This window comes from Rhodoferax sp. MLSD5-FHT05B10, from assembly GCF_058793415.1.
Window position 1 is genome coordinate 59,256 of the sequence record NZ_JBXAFT010000006.1, and the last position, 23,449, is coordinate 82,704.

The 23,449-nt window shown below is 63.7% G+C and carries 24 protein-coding genes; 12 read left to right on the plus strand and 12 right to left on the minus strand.

The genetic code is table 11. From position 1 onward, the window contains the following. The first annotated feature begins 32 nt into the window (after positions 1-32). Both hydA and AC1Q5W_RS10930 read left to right on the plus strand, forming a co-directional pair. Entirely contained in the window at positions 33-1,475 is a 1,443-nt protein-coding gene (gene hydA, locus AC1Q5W_RS10925) for a dihydropyrimidinase (protein WP_492644617.1), read from the plus strand. Between the two features lie 9 nt (positions 1,476-1,484). Next, a complete protein-coding gene (locus AC1Q5W_RS10930; protein WP_492644616.1) occupies positions 1,485-2,744 on the plus strand; it encodes a Zn-dependent hydrolase in 1,260 nt (419 codons plus the stop codon). A gap of 119 nt (positions 2,745-2,863) precedes the next feature. On the opposite strand, the gene AC1Q5W_RS10935 is transcribed toward AC1Q5W_RS10930, so the two are convergent. From AC1Q5W_RS10935 to AC1Q5W_RS10945, 3 genes are read right to left on the minus strand one after another with little or no spacing between them, the layout of a single operon-like run. Continuing rightward, a complete protein-coding gene (locus AC1Q5W_RS10935) occupies positions 2,864-4,618 on the minus strand; it encodes a methyl-accepting chemotaxis protein (protein WP_492644615.1) in 1,755 nt (584 codons plus the stop codon). Positions 4,619-4,678: 60 nt separating this feature from the next. After that, positions 4,679-6,355 carry a methyl-accepting chemotaxis protein gene (locus tag AC1Q5W_RS10940; RefSeq protein ID WP_492704166.1) on the minus strand — a complete coding sequence of 559 codons (1,677 nt, stop codon included), beginning with the start codon at positions 6,353-6,355 and terminating at the stop codon, positions 4,679-4,681. Positions 6,356-6,391: 36 nt separating this feature from the next. Beyond that, complete coding sequence (locus AC1Q5W_RS10945) at positions 6,392-6,919, minus strand: chemotaxis protein CheW (protein ID WP_492644613.1); 528 nt, start codon at positions 6,917-6,919, stop codon at positions 6,392-6,394. 290 nt (positions 6,920-7,209) lie between these two features. On the opposite strand from AC1Q5W_RS10945, the gene AC1Q5W_RS10950 reads away from it, so the two are divergent. The 9 genes from AC1Q5W_RS10950 (at position 7,210) to AC1Q5W_RS10990 (ending at position 15,943) form a co-directional block, all read left to right on the plus strand. After that, the gene (locus tag AC1Q5W_RS10950; RefSeq protein ID WP_492704168.1) at positions 7,210-8,100 is read left to right on the plus strand and encodes a MerR family transcriptional regulator; all 891 of its coding nucleotides are present in this window, start codon (positions 7,210-7,212) and stop codon (positions 8,098-8,100) included. Between the two features lie 68 nt (positions 8,101-8,168). Continuing rightward, positions 8,169-8,762, plus strand: coding sequence for a tRNA-uridine aminocarboxypropyltransferase (locus AC1Q5W_RS10955; RefSeq protein WP_492644611.1), 594 nt, complete (start codon positions 8,169-8,171; stop codon positions 8,760-8,762). Between the two features lie 77 nt (positions 8,763-8,839). Then, entirely contained in the window at positions 8,840-9,310 is a 471-nt protein-coding gene (locus AC1Q5W_RS10960) for a hypothetical protein (protein WP_492704170.1), read from the plus strand. Positions 9,311-9,438: 128 nt separating this feature from the next. Continuing rightward, positions 9,439-10,440 (plus strand): sulfate ABC transporter substrate-binding protein, encoded by a 1,002-nt coding sequence (locus tag AC1Q5W_RS10965; protein WP_492644609.1) that lies wholly within the window; start codon positions 9,439-9,441, stop codon positions 10,438-10,440. Next, positions 10,441-11,304 carry a sulfate ABC transporter permease subunit CysT gene (gene cysT / locus AC1Q5W_RS10970; RefSeq protein ID WP_492644608.1) on the plus strand — a complete coding sequence of 288 codons (864 nt, stop codon included), beginning with the start codon at positions 10,441-10,443 and terminating at the stop codon, positions 11,302-11,304. Beyond that, complete coding sequence (gene cysW, locus AC1Q5W_RS10975) at positions 11,301-12,194, plus strand: sulfate ABC transporter permease subunit CysW (protein ID WP_492644607.1); 894 nt, start codon at positions 11,301-11,303, stop codon at positions 12,192-12,194. The genes cysT and cysW overlap by 4 nt, the downstream gene beginning before the upstream one ends. Before the next feature lie 17 nt (positions 12,195-12,211). Then, a complete protein-coding gene (locus AC1Q5W_RS10980) occupies positions 12,212-13,324 on the plus strand; it encodes a sulfate/molybdate ABC transporter ATP-binding protein (RefSeq protein WP_492644606.1) in 1,113 nt (370 codons plus the stop codon). A gap of 123 nt (positions 13,325-13,447) precedes the next feature. Continuing rightward, complete coding sequence (locus AC1Q5W_RS10985) at positions 13,448-14,635, plus strand: MFS transporter (protein ID WP_492704172.1); 1,188 nt, start codon at positions 13,448-13,450, stop codon at positions 14,633-14,635. Positions 14,636-14,653: 18 nt separating this feature from the next. Next, positions 14,654-15,943: a lytic murein transglycosylase gene (locus tag AC1Q5W_RS10990; RefSeq protein ID WP_492644604.1), complete on the plus strand. Its 1,290-nt coding sequence runs from the start codon at positions 14,654-14,656 to the stop codon at positions 15,941-15,943. 91 nt (positions 15,944-16,034) lie between these two features. On the opposite strand, the gene AC1Q5W_RS10995 is transcribed toward AC1Q5W_RS10990, so the two are convergent. From AC1Q5W_RS10995 to AC1Q5W_RS11010, 4 genes are all read right to left on the minus strand, one after another. Next, a complete protein-coding gene (locus AC1Q5W_RS10995) occupies positions 16,035-16,175 on the minus strand; it encodes a hypothetical protein (protein ID WP_492644603.1) in 141 nt (46 codons plus the stop codon). A 92-nt stretch (positions 16,176-16,267) separates the two neighbouring features. Further along, positions 16,268-16,789, minus strand: a complete 522-nt coding sequence (locus AC1Q5W_RS11000) for a zinc ribbon domain-containing protein (protein ID WP_492644602.1) — start codon at positions 16,787-16,789, stop codon at positions 16,268-16,270. Positions 16,790-16,855: 66 nt separating this feature from the next. After that, the gene (locus tag AC1Q5W_RS11005) at positions 16,856-17,212 is read right to left on the minus strand and encodes a TM2 domain-containing protein (protein ID WP_492644601.1); all 357 of its coding nucleotides are present in this window, start codon (positions 17,210-17,212) and stop codon (positions 16,856-16,858) included. Between the two features lie 274 nt (positions 17,213-17,486). After that, positions 17,487-17,726 (minus strand): hypothetical protein, encoded by a 240-nt coding sequence (locus tag AC1Q5W_RS11010; RefSeq protein WP_492644600.1) that lies wholly within the window; start codon positions 17,724-17,726, stop codon positions 17,487-17,489. Positions 17,727-17,844: 118 nt separating this feature from the next. Between AC1Q5W_RS11010 and AC1Q5W_RS11015 the strand changes: the two genes are divergently transcribed. After that, positions 17,845-18,882, plus strand: a complete 1,038-nt coding sequence (locus AC1Q5W_RS11015; RefSeq protein ID WP_492644599.1) for a DUF2804 domain-containing protein — start codon at positions 17,845-17,847, stop codon at positions 18,880-18,882. 64 nt (positions 18,883-18,946) lie between these two features. On the opposite strand, the gene AC1Q5W_RS11020 is transcribed toward AC1Q5W_RS11015, so the two are convergent. The 5 genes from AC1Q5W_RS11020 to AC1Q5W_RS11040 form a co-directional block, all read right to left on the minus strand. After that, a complete protein-coding gene (locus tag AC1Q5W_RS11020) occupies positions 18,947-19,606 on the minus strand; it encodes a TetR/AcrR family transcriptional regulator (RefSeq protein WP_492644598.1) in 660 nt (219 codons plus the stop codon). An 85-nt stretch (positions 19,607-19,691) separates the two neighbouring features. Further along, positions 19,692-20,696 (minus strand): ABC transporter substrate-binding protein, encoded by a 1,005-nt coding sequence (locus AC1Q5W_RS11025; protein ID WP_492644597.1) that lies wholly within the window; start codon positions 20,694-20,696, stop codon positions 19,692-19,694. A 43-nt stretch (positions 20,697-20,739) separates the two neighbouring features. Beyond that, positions 20,740-21,699 (minus strand): ABC transporter permease, encoded by a 960-nt coding sequence (locus AC1Q5W_RS11030; RefSeq protein ID WP_492644596.1) that lies wholly within the window; start codon positions 21,697-21,699, stop codon positions 20,740-20,742. Continuing rightward, on the minus strand, positions 21,696-22,589 hold the full coding sequence (locus tag AC1Q5W_RS11035) for an ABC transporter permease (RefSeq protein ID WP_492644595.1): 894 nt from the start codon (positions 22,587-22,589) through the stop codon (positions 21,696-21,698). Before AC1Q5W_RS11035 ends, AC1Q5W_RS11030 begins: the two co-directional genes overlap by 4 nt. Further along, on the minus strand, positions 22,573-23,397 hold the full coding sequence (locus AC1Q5W_RS11040; protein ID WP_492644594.1) for an ABC transporter ATP-binding protein: 825 nt from the start codon (positions 23,395-23,397) through the stop codon (positions 22,573-22,575). Before AC1Q5W_RS11040 ends, AC1Q5W_RS11035 begins: the two co-directional genes overlap by 17 nt. Between the last annotated feature and the right edge of the window lie 52 nt (positions 23,398-23,449).

The window sequence follows — 23,449 nt, forward strand, 5'->3', positions numbered from 1 at the left end:
TTGCGTAATCAGCTATTGTTTCAGGAGCAACCATGAGCACACTCTTCATCCGTGGCGGCACCGTGGTCAACGCCGACCGCGCCTTTCGTTCCGATGTCATCACGCAAGACGGCAAGATCGTCGCCGTGGGCGAGGCCCTCTCGGCCCCGGCCGGCGCCACCACCGTGGACGCTGGCGGCCAGTACGTCATGCCCGGCGGCATCGACCCGCACACCCACATGCAGCTGCCGTTCATGGGCACCACCACCATGGACGACTTCTACACCGGCACCGCGGCCGGCCTGGCCGGTGGCAACACCACCATCATTGATTTCGTCATTCCCAACCCGCAGCAACCCCTCATGGAGGCCTACCAGACCTGGCGCGGTTGGGCCGAGAAGGCGGCGGGCGACTACAGCTTCCACGTCGCCATCACCTGGTGGGACGAGACCGTGCACCGCGACATGGGCACCCTGGTGCAGCGGGAAGGCGTGAACAGCTTCAAGCACTTCATGGCCTACAAGAACGCCATCATGTGCGACGACGAGACGCTGGTGAACAGCTTCAAGCGCTGCCTGGAACTGGGCGCCATGCCCACCGTGCACGCCGAGAACGGCGAGCTGGTGTACCTGCTGCAAAAGCAGGTGGCCGAGATGGGCATCCATGGGCCTGAGGGCCACCCGCTGTCGCGCCCGCCCATGGTGGAGGGCGAGGCCGCCAACCGCGCCATCGCCATTGCCGATGTGCTCAACGTGCCCATCTACGTGGTGCACGTGAGCTGCATCGAAGCCGCCGAGGCCATTGCCCGCGCCCGCGTCCGCGGCCAGCGCGTGTACGGCGAGGTACTGGCCGGCCACCTGGTGGTGGACGACAGCGTCTACCGCCACCCCGACTTTGCCACCGCCGCCGCGCACGTGATGAGCCCCCCTTTCCGTCCCAAGGGCCACCAGGAATTTCTGTGGCGCGGCCTGCAGAGCGGCAACCTGCACACCACCGCCACCGACCACTGCACCTTCTGCGCCGCGCAGAAGGCGGCCGGCAAGGACGACTTTGCCAAGATCCCCAACGGCTGCGGCGGCGTGGAAGAGCGCCTGGCCGTGATCTGGGACGAAGGCGTAAACACCGGCCGCCTCACGCCCAGCGAGTTCGTCGCCATCACGTCAAGCAACACGGCCAAGCTGTTCAATCTCTACCCGCAAAAGGGCAGCGTGTCGGTGGGTGCCGATGCCGACCTGGTGGTGTGGGACCCCATGGCCAGCAAGACACTGTCCGCCAAGACGCAGTTCAGCAAGGGCGACTACAACATCTTCGAGGGCCGCACCGTCAAGGGTATTCCCAGCCACACAATCAGCCAGGGCGAACTGGTGTTTGTGCAGGGCGACCTGCGGGCGGTGAAGGGCAAAGGCCGCTACCTGCACCGGGCGCCGTTCAGTTCCAACTTTGCGGCAACCAAGTTGCGGGCGGAGACCCTGGCCCCCACCGCAGTCCAACGCTAAGGAGACAGCATGAACACCGCAACCGCCATCGACATTGCCAAGGCCCGCATCAACGGCCAGCGCCTGTGGGACTCCCTCATGGAACTGGCAAAAATCGGCGCCACGCCCAAGGGCGGCGTCTGCCGCCTGACGCTGACCGACCTCGACAAACAAGGCCGTGACCTCGTCACCCGCTGGGCGCGCGAAGCCGGCATGACGGTCACCATCGACAAGATCGGCAACGGCTTCATGCGCCGCGCCGGGCGCAACAACAGCTTGGCCCCCATCGTCACCGGCAGCCACATCGACACCCAACCCACCGGTGGCAAGTTCGATGGCAACTACGGTGTGCTGGCCGGCCTGGAAGTGGTGCGCACGCTGAACGACCTGGGCATTCAGACCGAAGCGCCGATTGAAGTAGCGTTCTGGACCAACGAAGAAGGCTCGCGCTTCGTGCCGGTGATGATGGGCTCAGGCGTGTTCGCCAAGGCCTTCACGCTGGAACACGCCTACGCCGCCACCGACACTGCAGGGCTGACCGTCAAGGGCGAACTGGAGCGCATCGGCTACATCGGGCCGCAGGAACCCGGCGACCACCCCATCGGCGCCTACTTCGAGACCCACATCGAACAGGGCCCGGTGCTGGAAGATGCCGACGTGACCATCGGCGTGGTGCAGGGCGTGCTGGGAATCCGCTGGTTTGACTGCACCGTGACCGGCATGGAGGCCCACGCCGGCCCCACGCCCATGGCGCTGCGCAAGGACGCCATGCAGGTGTCTGCCCGCATCATGCAGGAGGTGGTGGCCTGCGCCCTGCGCCACCAGCCGCACGGCCGCGGCACCGTGGGCATGGTGCAGGTGTTTCCCAACAGCCGCAACGTGATTCCGGGGCGGGTAAAGTTCAGCATCGACCTGCGCAACAGCACGGACGCGCTGGTCGACCAGATGGCCGACGAGGTGAAAGCCTTTGCCGCCCAGGTAGCCAAGGACAGCGGCCTGGACGTGAAGATCGAGATGGTGTCCAGCTACCCCGCCCAGGCCTTCCACGACGACTGCAAGGGCGCCGTGGCGCGTGCCGCGCAGAAGCTGGGCTACAGCAACATGCCCGCCGTCTCAGGCGCCGGGCACGACGCGGTCTACATGGCCCGCCTGGCGCCCAGCGGCATGATCTTCATCCCCTGCAAGGACGGCATCAGCCACAACGAGATTGAGGACGCCAAGCCCGAGCACATTACCGCCGGGTGCAATGTGCTGCTGCATGCCATGCTGGAGCGGGCGGGGGTGGCGTGACGAAGCAGGAAGATATGGAGCCTTCGTAGCCACCACAGGTGCTGCAATGGCAGAAATGACAACACCCGCGCTGGGCCCACGCACCACCTCGGTCATCGTCTGGCCGGTCAGGGAATAACTCAAAAACTTTCCCAGTCGCCACCCTCCACCTGTGGCGCTGTGGAACGTGAAACCTGGCGTACCGCCACTTGCGCCGAAAGCGCTGGCCGTGTGCCACTGCGACCGAGACTGCTCTTAGGCGCGTCGCCGGTTTTTTTGACCAATGTCAGTGGCCGTGGAGTTGCGTGCAGGTGCTTCGGTGGCGCCGGGCGCCGAGCCATTGCACTGCCTGATTTGAATACCGCCACTGCATTCACCAGTTCCCGAGCCTGTGCTTTCAGGCTGTCGGCGGCAGCGGCGCTTTGCTCTACCAGGGCGGCATTTTGCTGTGTCGTCTGGTCCAGCAACGTGACGGCCTCTCCCACCTGGGCTACGCCCAATGCCTGTTCATTGCTGGCAGCACTGATATCGCCCATGAGATCGGTCACGCGTTTAATCGAACTCACGACTTCGGCCATCGTGACACCTGCCTGATCAACCAGGGCGGTACCCTGCTCGACCCGCTCCACACTGGCACTGATGAGGTTTTTTATTTCCTTGGCCGCGTCGGCCGAACGGCCCGCCAGGCTGCGCACTTCGCTGGCCACCACGGCAAAGCCGCGGCCTTGCTCACCCGCCCGGGCTGCTTCGACCGCCGCGTTGAGCGCCAGGATGTTGGTCTGGAACGCAATGCCATCGATGACGCTGATGATGTCCGATATCTGCTTCGACGAGTCGTTGATGCCCTTCATGGTGCCAACCACCTGAGCCACCACATCCCCTCCCCTGACGGCCACGCTGCTGGCGCTCTGTGCCAACTGGTTGCCTTGCCGGGCGTTCTCGGCGTTCGCTTTGACGGTGGAGCTCAGCTCCTCCATGGACGCCGCCGTTTCTTCCAGCGCGCTGGCTTGCTGCTCGGTTCGGGCGGACAAATCGTTATTGCCCTGAGCAATTTCCGCACTGCTTTGGTCCACGCTCATGGCCCGCTCGCTCACGTCGTCCACCAGCGCCCGGAGATTCAAACCCGACTGATTGACAGCGCGCAAAAGCAGGCCAATTTCGTCTACGCGGTCCAGACTGATGTTGCGGCCCGCTTGCCCACTGGCAACCGTCTGGGCTTGCACCAGAATGGCTGCCAGCGGCGAGGCCACCTGCATTTCCAGCATCAGGGTCCCCAGCGCGGCACCGACCAGTAGCGCGGCCACCATCATGGCCAAGGGCGGCCCTGCCACCCCGATGGCCAGGGCGGCCACAAACGGTACCGTCGTCATCAGCACCGCAGCCAGGCGTATGCGCCAGCGTACGGGCATCACCTGAAACCAGGACATCCAACCCATCAGTCCGGTGCGAACAATGATGCCTTTGTGGAATGCCCTGCCATTGGCCGTTCCTTCGCGAAATCGGCGGTACAGGTCCTCGGCTGCGGCCACTTCCTGCGCTTCGGGTCTGGTGCGCACTGACATGTAGCCCGTTACCGCACCGTCTCGCTGAATCGGACTGGCGTTCGCGCGCACCCAGTAGTGGTCTCCGTTCTTGCGGCGGTTCTTCACCAGCGTCGTCCAGGATTGGCCCGCCTTTAAGGTCGCCCACATGTCTGCAAACGCTTGCGCGGGCATGTCCGGGTGACGGACGGCATTGTGCGGTTGACCCACGATTTCTTCTCGGCTGAAGCCGCTGACATCAATGAAGGCCGCGTTGGCGTAGGTAATGTGACTTTGCGTGTCGGTGGTGGACATCAGCGTCACACTGTCCGGGAACGAGTAGTCCCGTTGTGTGACGGGCTGGTTGTTTCTCATGTTCAGTTCTCTTGTTTTACAGATCACGTTTCAGTGAGTGGTCTGCGCCACCAGCCTCATCTAGGCGCTATTGCCGAGGTGAGGTACCGTGGCGTGGCCCAGTTTTCGGAGAACCGGCCTGGCCGGTACCGGATGGGCGTGGCTGATCTGTGCCGGCGTGCTGTCGGCACCAAAGCTCCCCTGGCTTTGCGCCAACTGGAACACCGCCACGGTGCCAACCAATTCCTGTGCCTGCGATTTCAGACTGCTGGCGGCGGCCGCCATCTCTTCCACCAGCGCGGCGTTCTGCTGCGTTACCTGGTCCATCTGCGTGATGGCCTCTCCCACCTGGGCCACACCCTGGCTTTGCTCGTTGCTGGCAGCACTGATTTCGCCCATGAGATCGGTCACGCGTTTGATCGAACTCACGACTTCGGCCATCGTGACCCCCGCCTGATCAACCAGGGCGGTGCCCTGTTCGACCCGCTCCACACTGGCACTGATGAGGTTTTTTATTTCCTTGGCCGCGTCGGCCGAACGGCCCGCCAGGCTGCGCACTTCGCTGGCCACCACGGCAAAGCCACGGCCTTGCTCACCCGCGCGGGCTGCTTCGACCGCCGCATTGAGCGCCAGGATGTTGGTCTGGAACGCAATGCCGTCGATGACGCTGATGATGTCGCCGATCTTCTTGGACGATTCGTTGATACCTTTCATGGTGTCGACCACCTGGGATACGACTTCACCTCCCTTGTTGGCCACGCTGGAGGCACTCAGAGCCAACTGGTTGGCTTGGTGGGCATTGTCCGCGTTCTGTTTGACGGTGGAACTGAGTTCCTCCATGGAAGCGGCGGTTTCTTCGAGCGCGCTGGCCTGCCGCTCGGTACGCGACGACAGGTCATGGTTACCCTGGGCAATTTCCGCGCTAGCGGTGGCCACCGATTCGGAGCCGGCCCGCACCGTGTTGACCACCCCGGTCAGTGACGATTGCATGCGTCCCACCGCAGCCAACACGCTAGCCGTATCGCCGCTACGCACATGCAGCCGCGTCGTCAGATCGCCATCCGCCACGCGACTGACCGCACTGCACAGCTCAATCGGCTCGGCACCGAGTGCGCGCATCAGACTGCGGGTAATGAGTACCCCCGCAATCAGCGCCACCAGAAGAACGCCCATGCAGCCGGCAAAAAGGTAATTCCTCTGCGTGGCATATTCCGCAGCAGCCACCTGCACCAGTTTGGCAGCGCGTTCCTTTGTGTAGTCAGAGTAGTCGTTCGACACCTTGACCAGCGCGGCCAGCAACGGCCGGCATTCGTTATTCATCTTGGCAATGGCGGCTTCGTTCTGCTTGTTCAGTGCAAGCTCGACAATCGCAAGCGCCACCGGCGCATACGACTTTTCTATGTTGTCTATCGCCGCGATCAGTCGACGGGCCTCGGTGGTGACATCTTTTTCCTCCGCCAATCGGTTCAGCGTGCTCATGCCCGCAACGACGTCAGCATGCGCCTTGCTCACCACCGACTTTTCGATAGCCATATCTTCAGGCGTGGTCACCAGCACCAGATTGCGGGCCGCTATGGCCCGAAGATCGATGGCCTCTCGCACGAGATGGGCCGCATTGGCACGTGCATTAATGCCGGTGACGTAATTCACAAACCGCTCGTTCGCATCCCCGAGCGTTTTCACGGCCAGTCCGCCAATCAGCAGAACCATTACCGAAATTCCGCCGAATACCCACGCCAGCTTTGCGCGTACTGTCATATTGTTCATGTTGCGTGTCTTGAAGTTGTTGGCTGGCTATTGGACCGTTGTGGCTATCAGCCCCATCTCAGTGCCAGCCATGAGTTTTTCGATATCCAGCAGCATCAGCATGCGATCTCCGATCGAACCGATGGCTAGCAGGTGGTCACTTCCGGTGGCCGTGGAAAACTCGGGTACCGGGCGCAGTTGCTCTGGCGTCAAGGTGATCACGTCAGAGACGCCATCCACCACCATGCCCACCACCCGGGTTCCGATGTTGAGCACGATCACCACCGTAAACGTGTCGTAGTTCACCTGCGTCAGGTCGAACTTGATGCGCATGTCAACAATAGGGACGATCACTCCGCGCAAATTGATCACGCCCTTGACGAACGCCGGCGTATGGGTCATGCGGGTGGGCTGCTCGTAAGACCGAATTTCTTGCACGCGCAGGATGTCGATCCCGTATTCCTCCTGCCCCAGCTTAAAGGCGAGAAATTCCCGGATGGAAGTGACAGACCAACCGGCCACTCTGTCGTGCAGTCCTGCAGCCGGACCGGCAGATGTTGTTGTGAAGTTACTCATTGAAATGGCACTTATGTTGTGTTTTGTCGTTCAAATCAGCGGGCTTATTGCTCGACGACTTCATGCAGGTTCTTAAATGCAGTGGATTTGTCGGAAAATTGACTGATGCCTTGCCCAGGACAACCGGGCGAGATTCAAAGCCAGCATGCTTTGAACCTCGCGGAACTCGGTCTACCAAGCGAGCTACAGAAATCGCACTTGCTGCCTTGATGCACATACGCGAGTGGGCATTGTTGCATGAATGTCCAATATATACTTAGACAAACAAAATAACATTCAACCTTTGGGGGGTGATCTTGATTACGATAGGCGCGGTATCAAGGCAGACCGGCATTCCCGCTGCTACCCTGAGAAAGTGGGAAGAGCGGTATGGTTTTCCAGTTCCTGGACGAACGGAAAAAGGCCAAAGGGCTTACAGCTTGCCCGACCTGGACTTGATCGCTGAAATATCACGTCTGATTGCAGCGGGACAGCGCGCTGGCGAGGCAATCCAGTGCGTCAAGGAGCGTTCAAGAAATACCCCTGCTGGCCCAGAGAAACTGGCTATTGCGGCCACTTCTGATGTCGATCGGGCCTTGGAAATGCTGCTTCAGAGCCAATTTGCACCATTCGAAAAATACCTTGACCGTCGACTTGCTGCCAATGGCATTCCGGTTTTTGTCCGAGAACTTGCTATTCCCCTGATTCAGGCCGTGGGCGCGGCTTGGCAAGCGGGGGTTTTGCCCATCTATGCGGAACACATATTCTCAGAGACGCTGCAAGCCGTCATCAGCCGAGAAGTTGTACCGCCGCGCAAGAACAGACTTGGCGCACCCAGAGTGCTGTTGGCATCCCCTGCAGCAGAAATGCACACGCTGGCACTTGTCTTGATCAACGCCCTGCTTTGGAACTTGGGTATTTCTCCCCTGTTTCTACACGGAGGACTCCCTGCGTCTGAAATCGCCGCTGCGGCACAGGCTTACGATGCACAAGTCATAGCACTATCGGCCAGTGTTGCCTATCCGCCGAGATTGCTTCGGAATGAACTTCAGACATTGCGTGAGTTGGTTCCCGCGCATGTACAGATATGGATCGGCGGTGCGGGAACCCATCGTATTCCTACACACATGGAAGGCATTACGGTCAGCACCTCCATTGAAGAAGCTGTCGCGCAACTCAACATGCGCATGCCTTCTCCATAAAGCAGCTCTGCCTCCGAATCAGCGTGCGCATGGCCTCGCGCAGAAATAGTTCCTTCGTTTCCCACCCCATGCGCCGACCCACCTGTCCCCGCTGCCTGCGCCCCCAATCCACCTGCATCTGCGGCTTCGTCACGCCCACGCAGACCGCCACCGAGGTGTTGATCCTGCAGCACCCGCTGGAGGTGCACGAGGCCAAGAACACGGCGCGCCTGCTGCACCTGAGCCTGCCGCACAGCCGCGTGGTGGTGGGCGAGGCGTTTGACGACGCCACGCTGCAGGCGCTGCTGGCCGGGCCCCGTTACACCGTGCTGCTGTACCCGCCCACCGCGCATGCGGGGCACGCGGTGCCAGCGCCGTTGGACGCCGCACGGTTGCAGGACCCGGCACACGTGCGGCTGGTGGTGCTGGACGCCACCTGGCGCAAGAGCCGCAAGATGCTGCACCTAAGCCCGCTGCTGCAGGCGCTGCCGCGCCAGTCGCTGGTGGATGTGCCGGCGTCGGGCTACGCCATCCGCAAGGCGCACCAGCCGGGGCAGCTCTCCACGCTGGAAGCCACCTGTGCGGCGCTGGCGCAGCTGGAGGGCGCGCCTGAAGCGTTTGCGCCGCTGCTGCAGACCTTTGCGGGCTTTGTGGCGCAGCAGCTGGCCTTGCGGGCGCAGTAGCGTGCAACCGTGGTGCCGGTAGGGCCAAAGGCGCGGGCACGCGGTGTGCCACGCGCCCAGCGCTTACCATGCGCGCCATGTACGACACCCTCAAACTCCTGCACCTCGTGGCCGCCATCGTCTGGATGGGCGGCATGACCTTCATGCTGCTGGTGCTTAAACCTGCGGCCCTGGCCCTGATGGAGCCCCAGCCCCGCGCCCGCCTGATGGGCGCGGTGTGGCAGCGCTTCTTTGTGATGGTGCTCGCCGCCATTGGGGTGCTGCTGGCCACCGGCACCCACCTCTACACCGCCGCGTTCAAGGCGGCCAAGGCCGCCAGCGGCGTGGGCAGCGTCGCGCTGGGGTGGAACGTGATGCTGGTGCTGGGCATTGCCATGATGCTGATCTTCGGCCACATCTACTTTGCGGGTTTCAGGCGCTTCAAGCGCGCCGTGGCGGCGGGCGAGTGGCCGGTGGCGGCCAAGGCGGCGGCACAGGTGCAGGCGCTGGTGCTGGTCAACTTCGTTCTGGGCTGGCTGGCCATTGCCGCCGTGCGCTTGCTGCACTGAGCAACGCAGGGCTTAGATGCTTTATGGCATAAACAAACAACGAATGATTCGTTGTGGGTTGAACGGCCTTTCCCCAGAATGGGGGTTTTGCACGCTGCGTTGCAACCACCCTGTTTTCGGGACACCCCATGAAATTCAAGCAAAAAGCCACTCTAGCCCTCGCCGTTATTGCGCTGACAGCTAGCAATTTGGTAGCAGCACAGACCACGCTGCTGAACGTCTCGTACGACGTGGCCCGCGAGTTCTACAAGGACATCAACACCGCGTTTGTCGCCAGCTACAAGAAGAGCACGGGCAAGGACATCAAGATCGACCAGTCGCACGCGGGCTCCAGCGCCCAGGCGCGTGCCGTGAATGACGGCCTGGCCGCCGACGTGGTGACCATGAACACCACCACCGATGTGGACTTTCTGGCCAGCACCGGCGTGGTGGCCAAGGACTGGACCAAGCGCTTTCCGCACAACGCCGCGCCCACCAGCTCCACCATGCTGTTTCTGGTGCGCAACGGCAACCCCAAGGGCATCAAGGATTGGGACGACCTGATCAAGCCCGGCGTCCAGGTGGTGGTGGTCAACCCCAAGACCGGCGGCAACGGCCGCATGGCCTATCTGGCGGCTTGGGGCTCGGTCCGCAAGAAAGGCGGCACCGATGCGCAGGCCGCCGAGTTCGTGGGCAAGCTGTACAAGAATGTGCCAGTGCTGGCCAAGGGCGGGCGCGACGCGACCAACATCTTCCTGCAACGCAATCTGGGTGACGTGCTGATCACGTTCGAGTCCGAAGTGGTGTCGGTGGACCGCGAGTTTGGCACGGGCAAGGTGGATGCGGTGTACCCCAGCAGTTCCATCGTGGCAGAGAACCCGGTGGCCATCGTGGAGCGCACGGTAGCCAAGAAGGGAACGGCCGAGCAGGCCAAGGCCTACCTGAACTTCCTGTACTCGGATGCCGGCCAGGAGATTGCTGCCCAGCACGCCATTCGCCCCAGCAACCCCGCCATCCTGAAGAAGCACGCCGCCACCTTCAAGCCCATTGCGCTGTTCCGCGTGGAAGACTATTTCGGCTCCTTCGCAGAAGCCCAGAAAGTGCACTTCAACGACGGTGGCCAGTTCGACAAGCTCTACACCGCCAAGTAAATGACGGCCCTCACCCTGGGTGGCCCGCCCCGCGCCCGCTCCACCCGGCGCGTGTTGCCGGGCTTCAACCTGACGCTGGGCTACACGCTGCTGTACCTGAGCCTGATAGTGCTCATCCCCCTGTCGGCGCTGGTGCTCAAGACCTTCACGCTGACCTGGGGGCAGTTCTGGGCGGCCGTGGCCAGCCCGCGCGTGGTGGCCTCGTACCAGCTGACCTTTGGCGCCTCGTTCATTGCCGCCGTGGTGAACGCAGTGTTTGGCCTGCTGGTGGCCTGGGTGCTGGTGCGCTACGAGTTTCCCGGCAAGAAGGTGGTTGACGCACTGGTGGACCTGCCTTTTGCCCTGCCCACTGCCGTGGCCGGCATTGCGCTCACCGCGCTGCTGGCGGGCAATGGCTGGGTCGGCCAGTACCTGGAGCCTTACGGCATCCAGCTGGCCTTCAACCGCAACGGCGTGGTGGTGGCCCTGATCTTCATTGGCCTGCCCTTTGTGGTGCGCACCGTGCAACCGGTGCTGGAAGACACCGAAAAGGAGCTGGAAGAAGCCGCCACCTGCCTGGGCGCCTCGCGCTGGCAGACGTTTCGCCATGTCATCTTCCCCAGCATTGCGCCGGCCCTGCTCACGGGTTTTGCCATGGCCTTTGCGCGGGCCATTGGCGAGTATGGCTCGGTCATCTTCATTGCCGGCAACATGCCCATGGTGTCGGAGATCACACCACTCATCATCATCGGCAAGCTGGAACAGTACGACTACGCCGGCGCCACCGCCGTGGCGGTGGTGATGCTGGTGTTCTCGTTCGTGCTGCTGCTGGTCATCAACGCGCTGCAGGCCTGGCAGCGCCGGCGCACCGGAGCCACATCATGAGCCGCCCCCCAACCGTTCGCACCGCCGGCACCACCGAGCCGGCCTGGGTGCGCTACACCCTCATTGGCCTGGCGCTGGGCTTCATCTTCCTGTTTCTGCTGCTGCCGCTGGCGGCCGTTTTTACCGAAGCGCTGCGCAAGGGCCTGGACGCCTACTGGGAGGCGCTGAAGGAGCCCGACGCCTGGAGCGCCATCCGCCTGACCCTGCTGACAGCCGCCATTGCGGTGCCGTTCAACCTGGTGTTTGGCGTGGCGGCGGCCTGGGCCATTGCCAAGTACGAGTTCCGCGGCAAGGCGTTTCTGACGACACTGATCGACCTGCCGTTTTCGGTGTCGCCCGTGGTGGCCGGCCTGATCTACGTGCTGCTGTTTGGCTCGCAGGGCTGGATCGGTCCGTGGCTGCAGGAGCACGACATCAAGATCGTGTTCGCCGTGCCCGGCATCGTGCTGGCCACCGTGTTCGTCACCTTCCCGTTCATCGCCCGCGAGCTGATTCCGCTGATGCAGGCGCAGGGTACGGAAGAAGAACAGGCCGCGCAGGTGCTGGGCGCCACCGGCTGGCAGACCTTCTGGCACGTGACGCTGCCCAACATCAAGTGGGGCCTGGTCTATGGCGTGATCCTGTGCAATGCGCGGGCCATGGGCGAGTTTGGCGCGGTGTCGGTGGTGTCGGGCCACATCCGCGGCCAGACCAACACCATGCCGCTGCATGTGGAAATCTTGTACAACGAGTACCAGTCGGTCGCCGCGTTTGCCGTGGCCTCGCTGCTGGCGCTGCTGGCCGTGGCCACCCTGCTCATCAAGTCGGTGGTGGAGTGGCAGTTTGAGCGCGAGCAGAAGGCCGCCGCCGCGCTGCCCCCCGAACGCCCCACCCCGGCCGTTACTGCCTGAGCCATTGAAAGAACCCCATGAGCATTGCCATCCGTAACGTCAGCAAGGACTTCGGCACCTTCAAGGCCCTGAACGATGTGAGCCTGGACATCGAATCCGGCGAACTCGTCGCCCTGCTCGGCCCCTCGGGCTGCGGCAAGACCACGCTCCTGCGCATCATTGCCGGGCTGGAAACGGCCGACCGCGGCGCCATCCTGTTCAGCGGCGAGGACACCACCGACGTGCACGTGCGCGAGCGCAACGTGGGCTTTGTGTTCCAGCACTACGCGCTGTTTCGCCACATGACGGTGTTCGACAACGTGGCTTTTGGCCTGCGCATGAAGCCGCGCGCCACGCGCCCCAGCGAAGCCGTCATCAAGGCCAAGGTGCACGAGCTGCTGGGCCTGGTGCAGCTGGACTGGCTGGCCGACCGCTACCCGGCGCAGCTCTCCGGCGGGCAGCGCCAGCGCATTGCGCTGGCACGCGCGCTGGCCGTGGAGCCCAAGGTACTACTGCTGGACGAGCCCTTCGGCGCGCTGGACGCCAAGGTGCGCAAGGAACTGCGCCGCTGGCTGCGCCGCCTGCACGACGACCTGCACGTGACCAGCATCTTCGTCACCCACGACCAGGAGGAGGCGCTGGAAGTGGCCGACCGCGTGGTGCTGATGAACAGCGGGCAGATCGAGCAGATCGGCTCCCCCCAGCAGGTGTGGGACCACCCTGCCAGCCCGTTCGTGTACGGCTTTCTGGGCGACGTGAACCTGTTCCAGGGCCGCGCCCACGCCGGCGAGATGCACATTGGCGATGGCCCCAACGCCGTGCACCTGGCCACCCCCGAGCACCCGGACGCGCAGAACGCCAAGGCCTTTGCCTACGTGCGCCCGCACGACCTGGACGTGCGCCGCTACAACGCCGCCGAAGACAGCAGCGCCAACGGCCAGCCGCCACGCGGCATTCCCGCCCGGCTGGTGCGCGCCATCGTGGTGGGGCCCATTGCCCGGCTGGAGCTGCAGGCGCTGGAGGCTTCCACCGCCGGTGGTGGCGACATCATCGAAGCGCAGATTCCGGCGCGGCAGTTCAGCGACATGGCGCTGAAAGACGGCGAGACCCTGGTGCTGACCCCGCGCAAGGCCCGGGTGTTCATGGCCTGAGTGCCGCGCCTGACCTCGACGGATGCCGGTTCACACCGGCGACACCGGTGACACCGCAGGTGCGGTACGCTAGGGACCGCCATGTCCGCCTCACCTGATTCCCCTGCCCCCTCTGAGGCCGCCATGCCCTGGCTGCCCTTGTTGACCCTGGTCAGTGCGTTCGCGCTCAGCCAGGCCTTTCGCACCGTGACGGCCATGATGGCGACGGGTTTGCAGCACGACTTCGGCCTGTCCACGCAGGCCTTGGGATTCTTCGCCGCCACCTTTGCCTTTTCCTTCGGACTGAGCCAGTTCGTCATCGGGATCGCGCTGGATTTCTACGGGTTGCGCCGCACCTGGCTGTGCACCTTCCCCCTGGCCATCCTGGGTGCGCTCACCTCCGCGCTGGCACCGAACTATGCCGTCCTGATGCTGGGCCAGGCCCTGATCGGCATTGGCTGCTCGCCGGCCTTTGTGGTGTGCACGCTGTTCATCGCCCGGCGCTTCCCCGTGGAGCGCTTTGCGGCCATATCCGGCGTGGCCATGGGGCTGGGCGGTCTGGGCTTGGTGCTCACGGGTACGCCCCTGGCATGGCTCATTGATGCGAGTTCGTGGCGCGTGGGGTTTGCCGTGCTGGCGGGACTGGCCTGCGTATCGTGGCTGCTGGTCTACCGGCAACTGCGCGAGGGCCTGTCCAGCGCGCACCACCGTCCGGACAACCTGGGACACGCCCTGCGCGGCTTTGGCGCGCTGTTCCTGCTGCCGCAAACCTGGGGCATCCTGGCGCTGGCGCTGGTCAACTACGCCTCGTTCCTGACCCTGCGCGGCCTCTGGCTGGGGCCTTTGCTGATGCACCGCCACGACATGTCGCTGGTGCAAACGGGCAATGTGGCCCTGGTGGTTTCGCTGCTGTCGCTGTTCACGCCCGCGCTGTTTGGCCACTTCGATCCCGGACCGGCACGGCGACGGCACTGGATCGTGCGCGCCGTGCTGGCCATGGCCGCGGTCTTTGTGCTGATGGCATTCCTGCCGCTGGCCTGGGTGGACGTGGGCGGCATGGTGGTGCTGGCCGTGGTCTCCGGTGCCGGCATTCTGCAATACGCCAACGTGCGGGCCTCCTACAGCGTCGAAATGAGCGGGCGCGCCATGTCGGTATTCACCATGGCCATGTTTCTGGGTGTGGCTGTCGTGCAGAGCCTCAGTGGCCTTGCCGCATCCTGGTCGCAGACCTGGGGGCTGGACCCTTATGCGGGAGTCCTGGTGTGTGTGGCGTCCTTGCTGGCGCTGGGCGCGCTGGCCTTTCGCACGCTGCCGGTGGCGCGGCCCAGCTGACCGGCGAAAATGGGGAGCATGCAAACGCCCACCCTTTCTCCAACGCCCGCCCGTTACAAATTGGCTGCCACTTGGCTGACCATCCTCGTGCTGGCGGGGTGCGCGTCTGCGCCACCGGTGGTCGGCACCGCGCCGACGCCAGTGGCGGCCGAATCCACGGAAGCCGAATACAGCGAGAAGTTTGCCCGCTGGGTGGCCGAATTCAGCACCCGTGCCCGCGCCGCCGGCATTGACGAGTCCACGCTGCACAGCGCGTTCGATACTGTTCGCTTCATCCCCCGTGCGATTGCGTCGGACCAGGCACAGCCCGAGTTCACCCGCCCGGTCTGGGACTACCTGGACAGCGCGGTGTCGCTGCAACGCATTGCACGGGGTCAGGCCAAGCTGCGGCAACTGCGCTCCACTGCGGCCAGGGATGCAAATATCGACGTCGACACGATTGCGGCGCGCTACGGTGTGCCGGCCGAAGTGCTGGTTGCGATCTGGGGCCTGGAGAGCAACTACGGCAGTTTCATGGGCGACATTCCGACCATCGACGCCCTGGCGACGCTGGGCTTTGAAGGGCGGCGCGAGACGTGGGCGCGTGACCAGCTGCTCGCCGCCTTGAAGATCCTGCAGAGCCACGACATCGACCGGGCACAGATGATTGGCTCGTGGGCTGGCGCCATGGGTCAGACGCAGTTTTTGCCATCGGCGTTTCTGGCCTACGCGGTGGATGCCGATGGCGATGGCCGACGCGACATCTGGGGTAGCGTGCCCGATGTGATGGCGTCCACCGCCAACTTCCTGGCCCGCTCCGGTTGGCAAACGGGCCAGCCCTGGGGACTGGAGGTGCGCTTGCCCGCCGGGTTTGACTACGCCCGCGCCGATGCCAATGTGCGCCAGCCCAGTACCCAATGGGCGGATGAAGGCGTGAAAACCCTGGACGGTGCGCCGCTGCCGGCCTTGCCGGAGAGTTCCATCCTGCTCCCGGCGGGCGCACGCGGGCCGGCCTTCCTGGTGGGGCCCAACTTCCGCACCATCCTGCGCTACAACAACGCGACCAGTTATGCGCTGGCCATCCACCTGCTGGCGCAGCGGCTGGCCGAGGGGCCCGGGGTGCAGGCACCCTGGCCACGCGACGTGCCCTTGCTGTCGCGCAGCCAGTTGCTGGAATTGCAGGCGGCGCTGAACGCACGCGGCTTTGACTGCGGCACGCCCGACGGCATGGTCGGCCCGGCCACGCAACGCGGCATTCGCCAGTACCAGCGCAGCCGGGGCTTGCCGGCCGACGGATACCCGACCCTGGAGTTGCTGCGATCGCTATGATTTCAGGAGCTGCTGACGCATTTCCTGTGGGCGCTTAGGGCCAAATCAGCAACAAAACCGAGCAGCCCTTGCGGGCGGCGCCCCGGTGCGCTCAGCCCAAGATGCGCATCAGCCCGTAGGCGGACAGCAGACCGGTACCCACCAGCAGCGCGGTCTTGGTGCCCCGCGCACCGACCATGGCCCCCATGAGGCTGCAGAGAAGAATGGCGCCGAAGATGTAGCTTGTTTTCATGAGGAGCAATGGTACGGCATGGAGCGCCACAGGCTCACCTGTACACCGGCAGTGACAAGCAAGCGCTGGCTCCTAAAGCGCAGAGGACGCGCCTACCGCGAAAGCCCCACCGCTAGGCCGACAATCAGCGCCGCGATGAAGTAACCGATAAGGGAGGCGACCCCTAGGAGAAGTGCTTTGCCCCACGGCTTGCGGGCATAGCCAGCGCCGAGTTTTTCCTTGACGTACTTGCTTTGCGCACGCCCCGCAGAAAAGTACCAAACCAAGAGAAACAGGAACCCAAGCCCACGCGCCATACCGTCTGCCGCCTTTGAATTGCCCATGAAAACACCCATGAGCACATATACGACAAGCAATCCTAGGCCAGCATAGAACCAGTTTTTTGACGCAGCAGCCCGCTCGGACTCTCCAAGACTCTGCCAATTCAACATTTGAAGATAGGCGCCAAACGCGGGGGTAAAAATCAAACTCCAATTCGCTGCCGCATTGGGGTTCCAGATTGCCGCCTGGGCAGCCGATTGAGGCTGCGCCAACGAGCTCGCTAGCGAGTTGCCGCATTTCTTGCAGAAGCGCGCGTCTTCCGGATTTTCAGTGCCGCACTGTGGACAAAACATGACTCTTCCTTCCAAGTCTAAAGTTGGGGCCAGCAGGTGCCGCCCGGAATCCCATCGCACATGGACTTAGGAATGGCCATATTTTTGATTGAACGCTTCATCGCTCATCGTGAGAAACAAGATGAACTCGATAAAGGCAATAAAGGCCGGAATAAACGTCCAGCAAAAAAGCAAATAAACAATGCCAAGCCCCACTTGGCCTAAATAGAACTTGTGACCACCCAGACCTCCAAGAAAAAAAGCAAACAAGGCAGCGGCAATCCGGCTTTTTCCATTTGACGCCACAGGTCCCAAATTGATTGCCGTGGGCGGATTCATCTGCCGTACTCCGCACTTGGGACAAATCTCCGCTTTGGCTTTTATGACGGAACCACATTCGGTGCAAAATTTCTCATCGATTGCCTTGGCTGGTGATTCGCTCATATTTCTTCCCTGTGAATTGGCACTGCTTCAGGAGCCGAAAGGGCTATGCAGTGCAGAACTTATTGACTCATTGGGCGCCTAAGGTGTGACAGTCGCCTGTCACTGAGTCTAGGCGGTCCTCAGGGTCGCGCATATCCCCCAAACGGGTGAATCGGTCAGCAAGCGCTGGAAGTAGTCCGCACAGGTTTGTGTTTGCCGTGGAACCCCAAATTGCTAGACTCACAGTGCTCCGGTGCCAGGCGCAACTCACGCAATTCCCGCGCGGGCAAAAGCCCTATTCAATTAACAAACCAGAACCCCGAAAAATCAGCGACACCACATGCTCGGTGGCCCACGCATGGCAGCGGCTCGACAGCGCTATGCGCCCGGAGTTCACCCAGTCCTGCACCACGGCGACTTTGTCTTTCGCCAGCAAGCCGTTCCGCCAAGGATTCTCAAACACGCACTGCCTTTTCCCAGTCAAGAAACCGGGCAGGCATCGAACTGGCACTGCCCAGGATTTGGCTTTTGCCATCACACCCGCCTGTACCTATCGCGGCTGGATCACCCAAACGGTTGACCGTGCTGCGAAGCAGCATGACTCGACAGTACCAACCACCCTATTTCTGGCCAGCCCCAGGTAAGCTTGCCCCATGCAGACCGAAATCACCACCCCCTTGAACCTGCTGGATGCGCAGGGCCACATCAACCACCCCGGTTGGGCGCGCCACCCTTTTTGGCGCTATGAGCGCAGCGCCATCCATGCCCCGAAGTGGCGCATCAAGGAGTGGGATTACTTCAGCGTGCTGTCGCCGGACCAGAAGTTCGGCCTGACGCTGACCATGAGCGACCTCGGGTTTGCCGGCATGTTCGCCCTGTGCTTTCTGGACTTCGAGCGTGGTTTTTTCCACCAGGTAGACACCTTGAGCCTGCTGCCGCTGGGCAAAACCGGCTTTCCGGCCGGCAGCGACGAGGGCGTCATTCGCTTCGGCAACGCCACCCTCGAACTGGAATTCAACTACACCCAGGGACGCCGCACCCTGCGCTTCAGCGCCCCCGGCCTGAAGAACGCCCAGGGGGACAAGGGTCTGTCCGGCAGCATCACCCTGGAGCAGGACCCCGCCCTGCAGAGCATGAACATCGCCACCTCATGGGCACAAAACCGGAAAGCGTTTTATTACAACCGCAAGATCAATTGCATGCCCGCCAGTGGCGGCTTTACCATCGGGCAGCGCCGCTACACCTTTGCCCCCGAGCGCGACTTTGGCGCCCTGGACTGGGGACGCGGCAACTGGACCTACAAGAACCGCTGGTACTGGGGTTCGGCCTCCGGCCACGCCCAAGGCCACACCTTGGGCTGGAACATTGGCTACGGCTTCTCCGACCGCAGCCCGGCCAGCGAAAACATGCTGCTGGTCGATGGCGTGGCACACAAGCTGGCCGAGGTAACCTTCCACTTGGACGAGCAGGACTACACCCGCCCCTGGCGCTTTTCCAGCTCAGACCAGCGCTTTGAAATGCATTTCGAACCGATCGTGGACCGCCACTCCAGCATCCATCTGGGACTGATTCGCTCGGCCCAACACCAGGTCTTTGGCTACTACAGCGGCACGGTCGTTCTGGACGATGGCAGCCGCATGGCGGTGGACCGCATGCTGGGTTTTGCCGAAGACGTGCTGAACTGGTGGTAGCCGGGGTCCTCTGGATGCCCGGAATTGCACTTGACGCCGGACTGCGGCAAAGTCCCCATTCAATTCACAAACCACAACCCCGCAAAATCAGCGACACCACATGCTCGGTGGCCCGCACGTGGTCGCGGTGCGTCAGTGCCTTGCGGCCCAGCACCGCTGCCACCTGCACATCAAAGTCGGCATAGGTTTGCGTGGCCGCCCAGATGGTGAAGAACAGGTGGATGCTGTCCACCGGCGCCATGCGCCCGGCGTCCACCCAGCCCTGCACCACGGCGGCCTTGTCTTGCACCATCTGGCGCAATTCCTTGGCCAGCAGGCCGTGCACCACAGGTGCGCCGTGCAGCAGCTCGTTGGCAAACACCTTGGAGCCGTCGGGCCGCTGGGCTGACAGGGCCATCTTGGCGCGGATGTACTGCTCGATGGCGGTGCGCGGGGCGGCGTCGGCCGTGATGCCGTGGGTGGGCACCAGCCAGTCGTTCAGGATGCGCGCCAGCACGGCGCGGTACAGCACGTCCTTGCTGCCAAAGTAGTAGTGCAGGTTGGCCTTGGGCAGGCCGCTGGCCTGGGCAATGGCGGCCATGGTGGCGCCGCCGAAGCCGGCGCGGGCAAACACCTTCTCGGCCGCGCCCAGTATCCGGCTCTCGTTGGCCTGGCGGATCTGGCCCTTGGCGCCGTCGTCGCCCGCTACGCTGCGGTCAAGGGGGATGGGAAGTGGCTTGGACATCGTCATGCATGCAAAAAAATAAAGGGGTCGCACCCGACAGGATACGACCCCTGGACTCAGCCTTGCGACTGTAGCGTCTGGCAGCTTACTTGCTGGCCGCTTCCCACACCACGTGCGACATGGCGGCCTTGCCCGGGTCCTTCTTGATGACAGGCGAGCTGCCACCGGCCAGCAGCACCTTCACCGTGCGCTCGTAGGCGGCGGGCTCCAGGTAGCCCATCTTGGGCGTGTTGGCGGTGGTGATGAGCTTGGCCACGTTTTCCATCTGGCGTTTCTGCACCTTCAGGGTGGCGCTGCCCGACATGTCGGCGGCGACCACGGCCTTGGCGGCTTCTTCGGGGTTCTTCACAGCGTCGTTCCAGCCCTTGAAGGTGGCCTTGAGGAACTTGGCCATGCGGGCCACGAAGGCCGGGTCCTTGAGCTTGGCTTCCATCACGTACAGGCCATCCTCCAGCGTGGCCACGCCTTCTTTTTCGTAGAAGAAGGTGATGAGGTCACTCTCCTTCACGCCCGCATCGACCACCTGCCAGTACTCGTTGTAGATCATGGTGGAGATGCAAGCCGCCTGGTTCTGCAGCAGCGGGTCGACGTTGAAGCCCTGCTTGAGCACCTTCACGTCCACATCGGGCTTGTAGCCCAGCTTGCCCATCCAGTTGAGGAAGGGGTACTCGTTGCCGCCGTACCAGACACCCAGGGTCTTGCCCTTGAGGTCTTTCGGGCTCTTCACGCCGCTGGCCTTCTTGCAGGTCAGCATGAGGCCGGAGTGGTCAAACACCTGGGCGATGTTGACCAGCGGCACGCCGGCTTCGCGGGCGGCCAGGGCATCGGGCATCCAGTTCACCACCACGTCGGCGCCGTTGCCGGCAATCACCTGCACGGGCGAGATGTCGGGACCGCCAGGCTTGATGGTCACGTCCAGCCCCTCGGCCTTGTAGTAGCCCTTGGCCTGCGCCACGTAGTAGCCGGCGAACTGGGCCTGGGGCAGCCACTTGAGCTGCACGGTCACCTTCTCGGCGGCGTGCGCGGTCATGCCGCACACAGCCACCACGGCGGCCAGCAGGCCTTTGCTGAACTTGAAAGAACGGGTCATGAAACACTCCTTGGGGTTGGGGTAGGAACAAAACAGCGGGGCATCACGTGCCTCGCACCGACGGATGCCAGAATGCCGCGCGGCGCTCCAGCTGCACAAGCAAGGCGTAGGCCAGCGAGCCGGTGACCGAAGCCACCACGATCGCGCCCCACACCAGCGCTGAGTTCATGCGCGAGGCTTCGGTCGAGATGCGAAACCCCAGCCCCATGGTGGGCGAACCAAAAAACTCGGCCACGATGGCCCCGATCAGCGCCAGCGTGGCATTGACCTTGAGCGCCCCGAACATGAAGGGCGTGGCCGCCGGCAGGCGCAGCGACCACAGCGTGCGCCCGTAGCTGGCGGCGTAGCTGTGCATCAGCTCGCGCTCCAGCTTGCCGCTGGCCTGCAGCCCCGCCAGCGTGGACACCAGCATGGGGAAGAAGGTCATGAGCACCACCACCGCCGCCTTGGACGGCCACTCAAAACCAAACCACATCACCGCAATGGGCGCCACGGCCACCAGCGGCACGGTGCTGGTGAGCGACGCCAGCGGCAGCAGGCCGCGCTGCAGGAAGGGCAGGCGGTCGATGGCGATGGCCACCGCAAAGCCCAGGCCACTGCCCAGCACCCAGCCCACCAGCACGGCCTTGAGCACGGTCTGCGTGAAATCGCCCCACAGGCGCGGGCCGTTGTCCACCATGGCCTGCACGATCAGGGTGGGCGCCGGTAGCAGCACACGCGGCACCTCGAAGGCCACCACCAGCACCTGCCAGAAGTACAGCACCCACAGGCCGAACAGGCCGGCAGTCAGCACGCCGTCCCAGCGCGTGCCCTGGATGGCCGCCACGCGGCGGATGGTCCACAGGGCCACCAGTCCCAGCACACCGGCCAGCAACCAGAACAGTGCGGTGGGCGGGCTCTCGCCCTGGGCAGTCGGGTGCAGCAGCAACAAAGCCGCAGCCACGGCGGACACCACCACGGCCAGCGCGGTGGTGCGGTGGGACACAGGGCGTGCGGGCTTCATGCCTGCCTCCGGTGGCGCAGGGCCAGCCGCTCCACGAGGGCCACCACCGTGGTCAGCACCAACCCCAAAAGGGCCGACATGACCAGCGCCGACCAGATGGCCAGGGTGTTGCCGTAGTAGGAGCCGGTGAGCAGGCGCGCGCCCAGGCCGGCCACGGCACCGGTGGGCAGCTCGGCCACCATGGCGCCCACCAGGCCGGCGGCAATGCCCACGCGCAGGGCGGGAAACAAAAAAGGCAAGGCGGCGGGCAGACGCAGCAGCCACAGCGACTGCCAGCGCGAGGCCGCGTAGGTGTGCATCATCTCGGTCTCGATCACCTGCGGCGAGCGCAGACCCTGCACCATGGCCACCGTGACGGGAAAGAAGCACAGGTACATGGCAATGACGGCCTTGGGCGCCAGACCTTCGAACCCCAGGCTGCCCAGGATCACCAGCACGATGGGCGCAATGGCCAGCACCGGCACGGTCTGCGAAGCCACGATCCAGGGCAGCAGGGCCCGGTCCAGCGTGCGCGAATGCACGATGAGCACCGACAGCACCAGCCCCAGCACCGTGCCCAGCACGAAGCCCACCAGTGTGGTCTCGCCGGTGACGACCACGTGGTACAGCAGGTTGCGCGGCGAGTCGACGGGCCAGTCCACCACGCTGGACCAGAAGTCCAGCGCCACCTGGTGCGGCGCGGGCAGCACCGGGCGCTCCATGCCCATGGTGGCGGCCAGCAGGTCCTGCCAGGTCCAGGGGTTGCCGGCAGGTTCCAGCACACGTTCGATGGCGCCGGGCGCGTTCATGGCCCAGGCGCCGGCGTACCAGAGCAGCAGCACGCCCAGCAGCATCACGGCTACGGGCAGCGCCTGCTCCCACAGGCGGGCGGCTTTATTCGTGATGGCCATCGGCAAGTGCCTCGCGCACGGCGTGCGCCACGTCCATGAAGGCCTGCGTGTCGCGCAGGCCCAGGTGCCGCTCGTCAGGCAGCGGGGAATCAATGACCTTGACGATGCGCCCGGGACGCGGCGACATGACCACGATGCGGGTGGACAGGTACACCGCCTCGGCAATGGAGTGGGTCACGAACACCACGGTGCGGCGCTCGCGCTGCCAGAGTTGCTGCAGCTGTTCGTTGAGGCGGTCACGGGTGATTTCGTCGAGCGCGCCGAAAGGCTCGTCCATCATCAGGATGCGCGGCTCAAAGGCCAGCGCCCGGGCAATGGATACGCGCTGCTGCATGCCGCCGGAGAGCTGCCAGGGGTACTTGCGCTCGAAACCAGCCAAGCCCACGCGGGCGAGGTGCTCCTGCGCGACCGACCGCGCCTCGGCCTTGTTGCGGCCCTGGATCTGCAGCGGCAGCATGACGTTGGCCAGCACGTTGCGCCACGGGAACAGGGCCGGCGCCTGGAACACGTAGCCGTAGGCGCGCGCCAGACGCGCATCGTGCGGGCTCACGCCATTGACCAGCACCGTGCCGCTGCTGATCTGCTCCAGATCGGCAATGACGCGCAGCAGCGTGGTCTTGCCGCAGCCCGAAGGTCCGATGAGCGACACAAACTCGCCCTCACCGATGCGCAGGTCGATGTTGCTGAGCGCCTGCACCGGCGTGTCGGCCGTCTGGTAGACCACGCTGGCGTCGTGGACCTCCACGGCGGGCCGGGATGCATCGGCGGGAACCGCCGTGGAAGGGGAAGGCGCTGGAGCAGGATTCATGGATAAAAAGCTAACCGATTGGTCAAGTAACTGCCGGAATACTAGCGAGTTT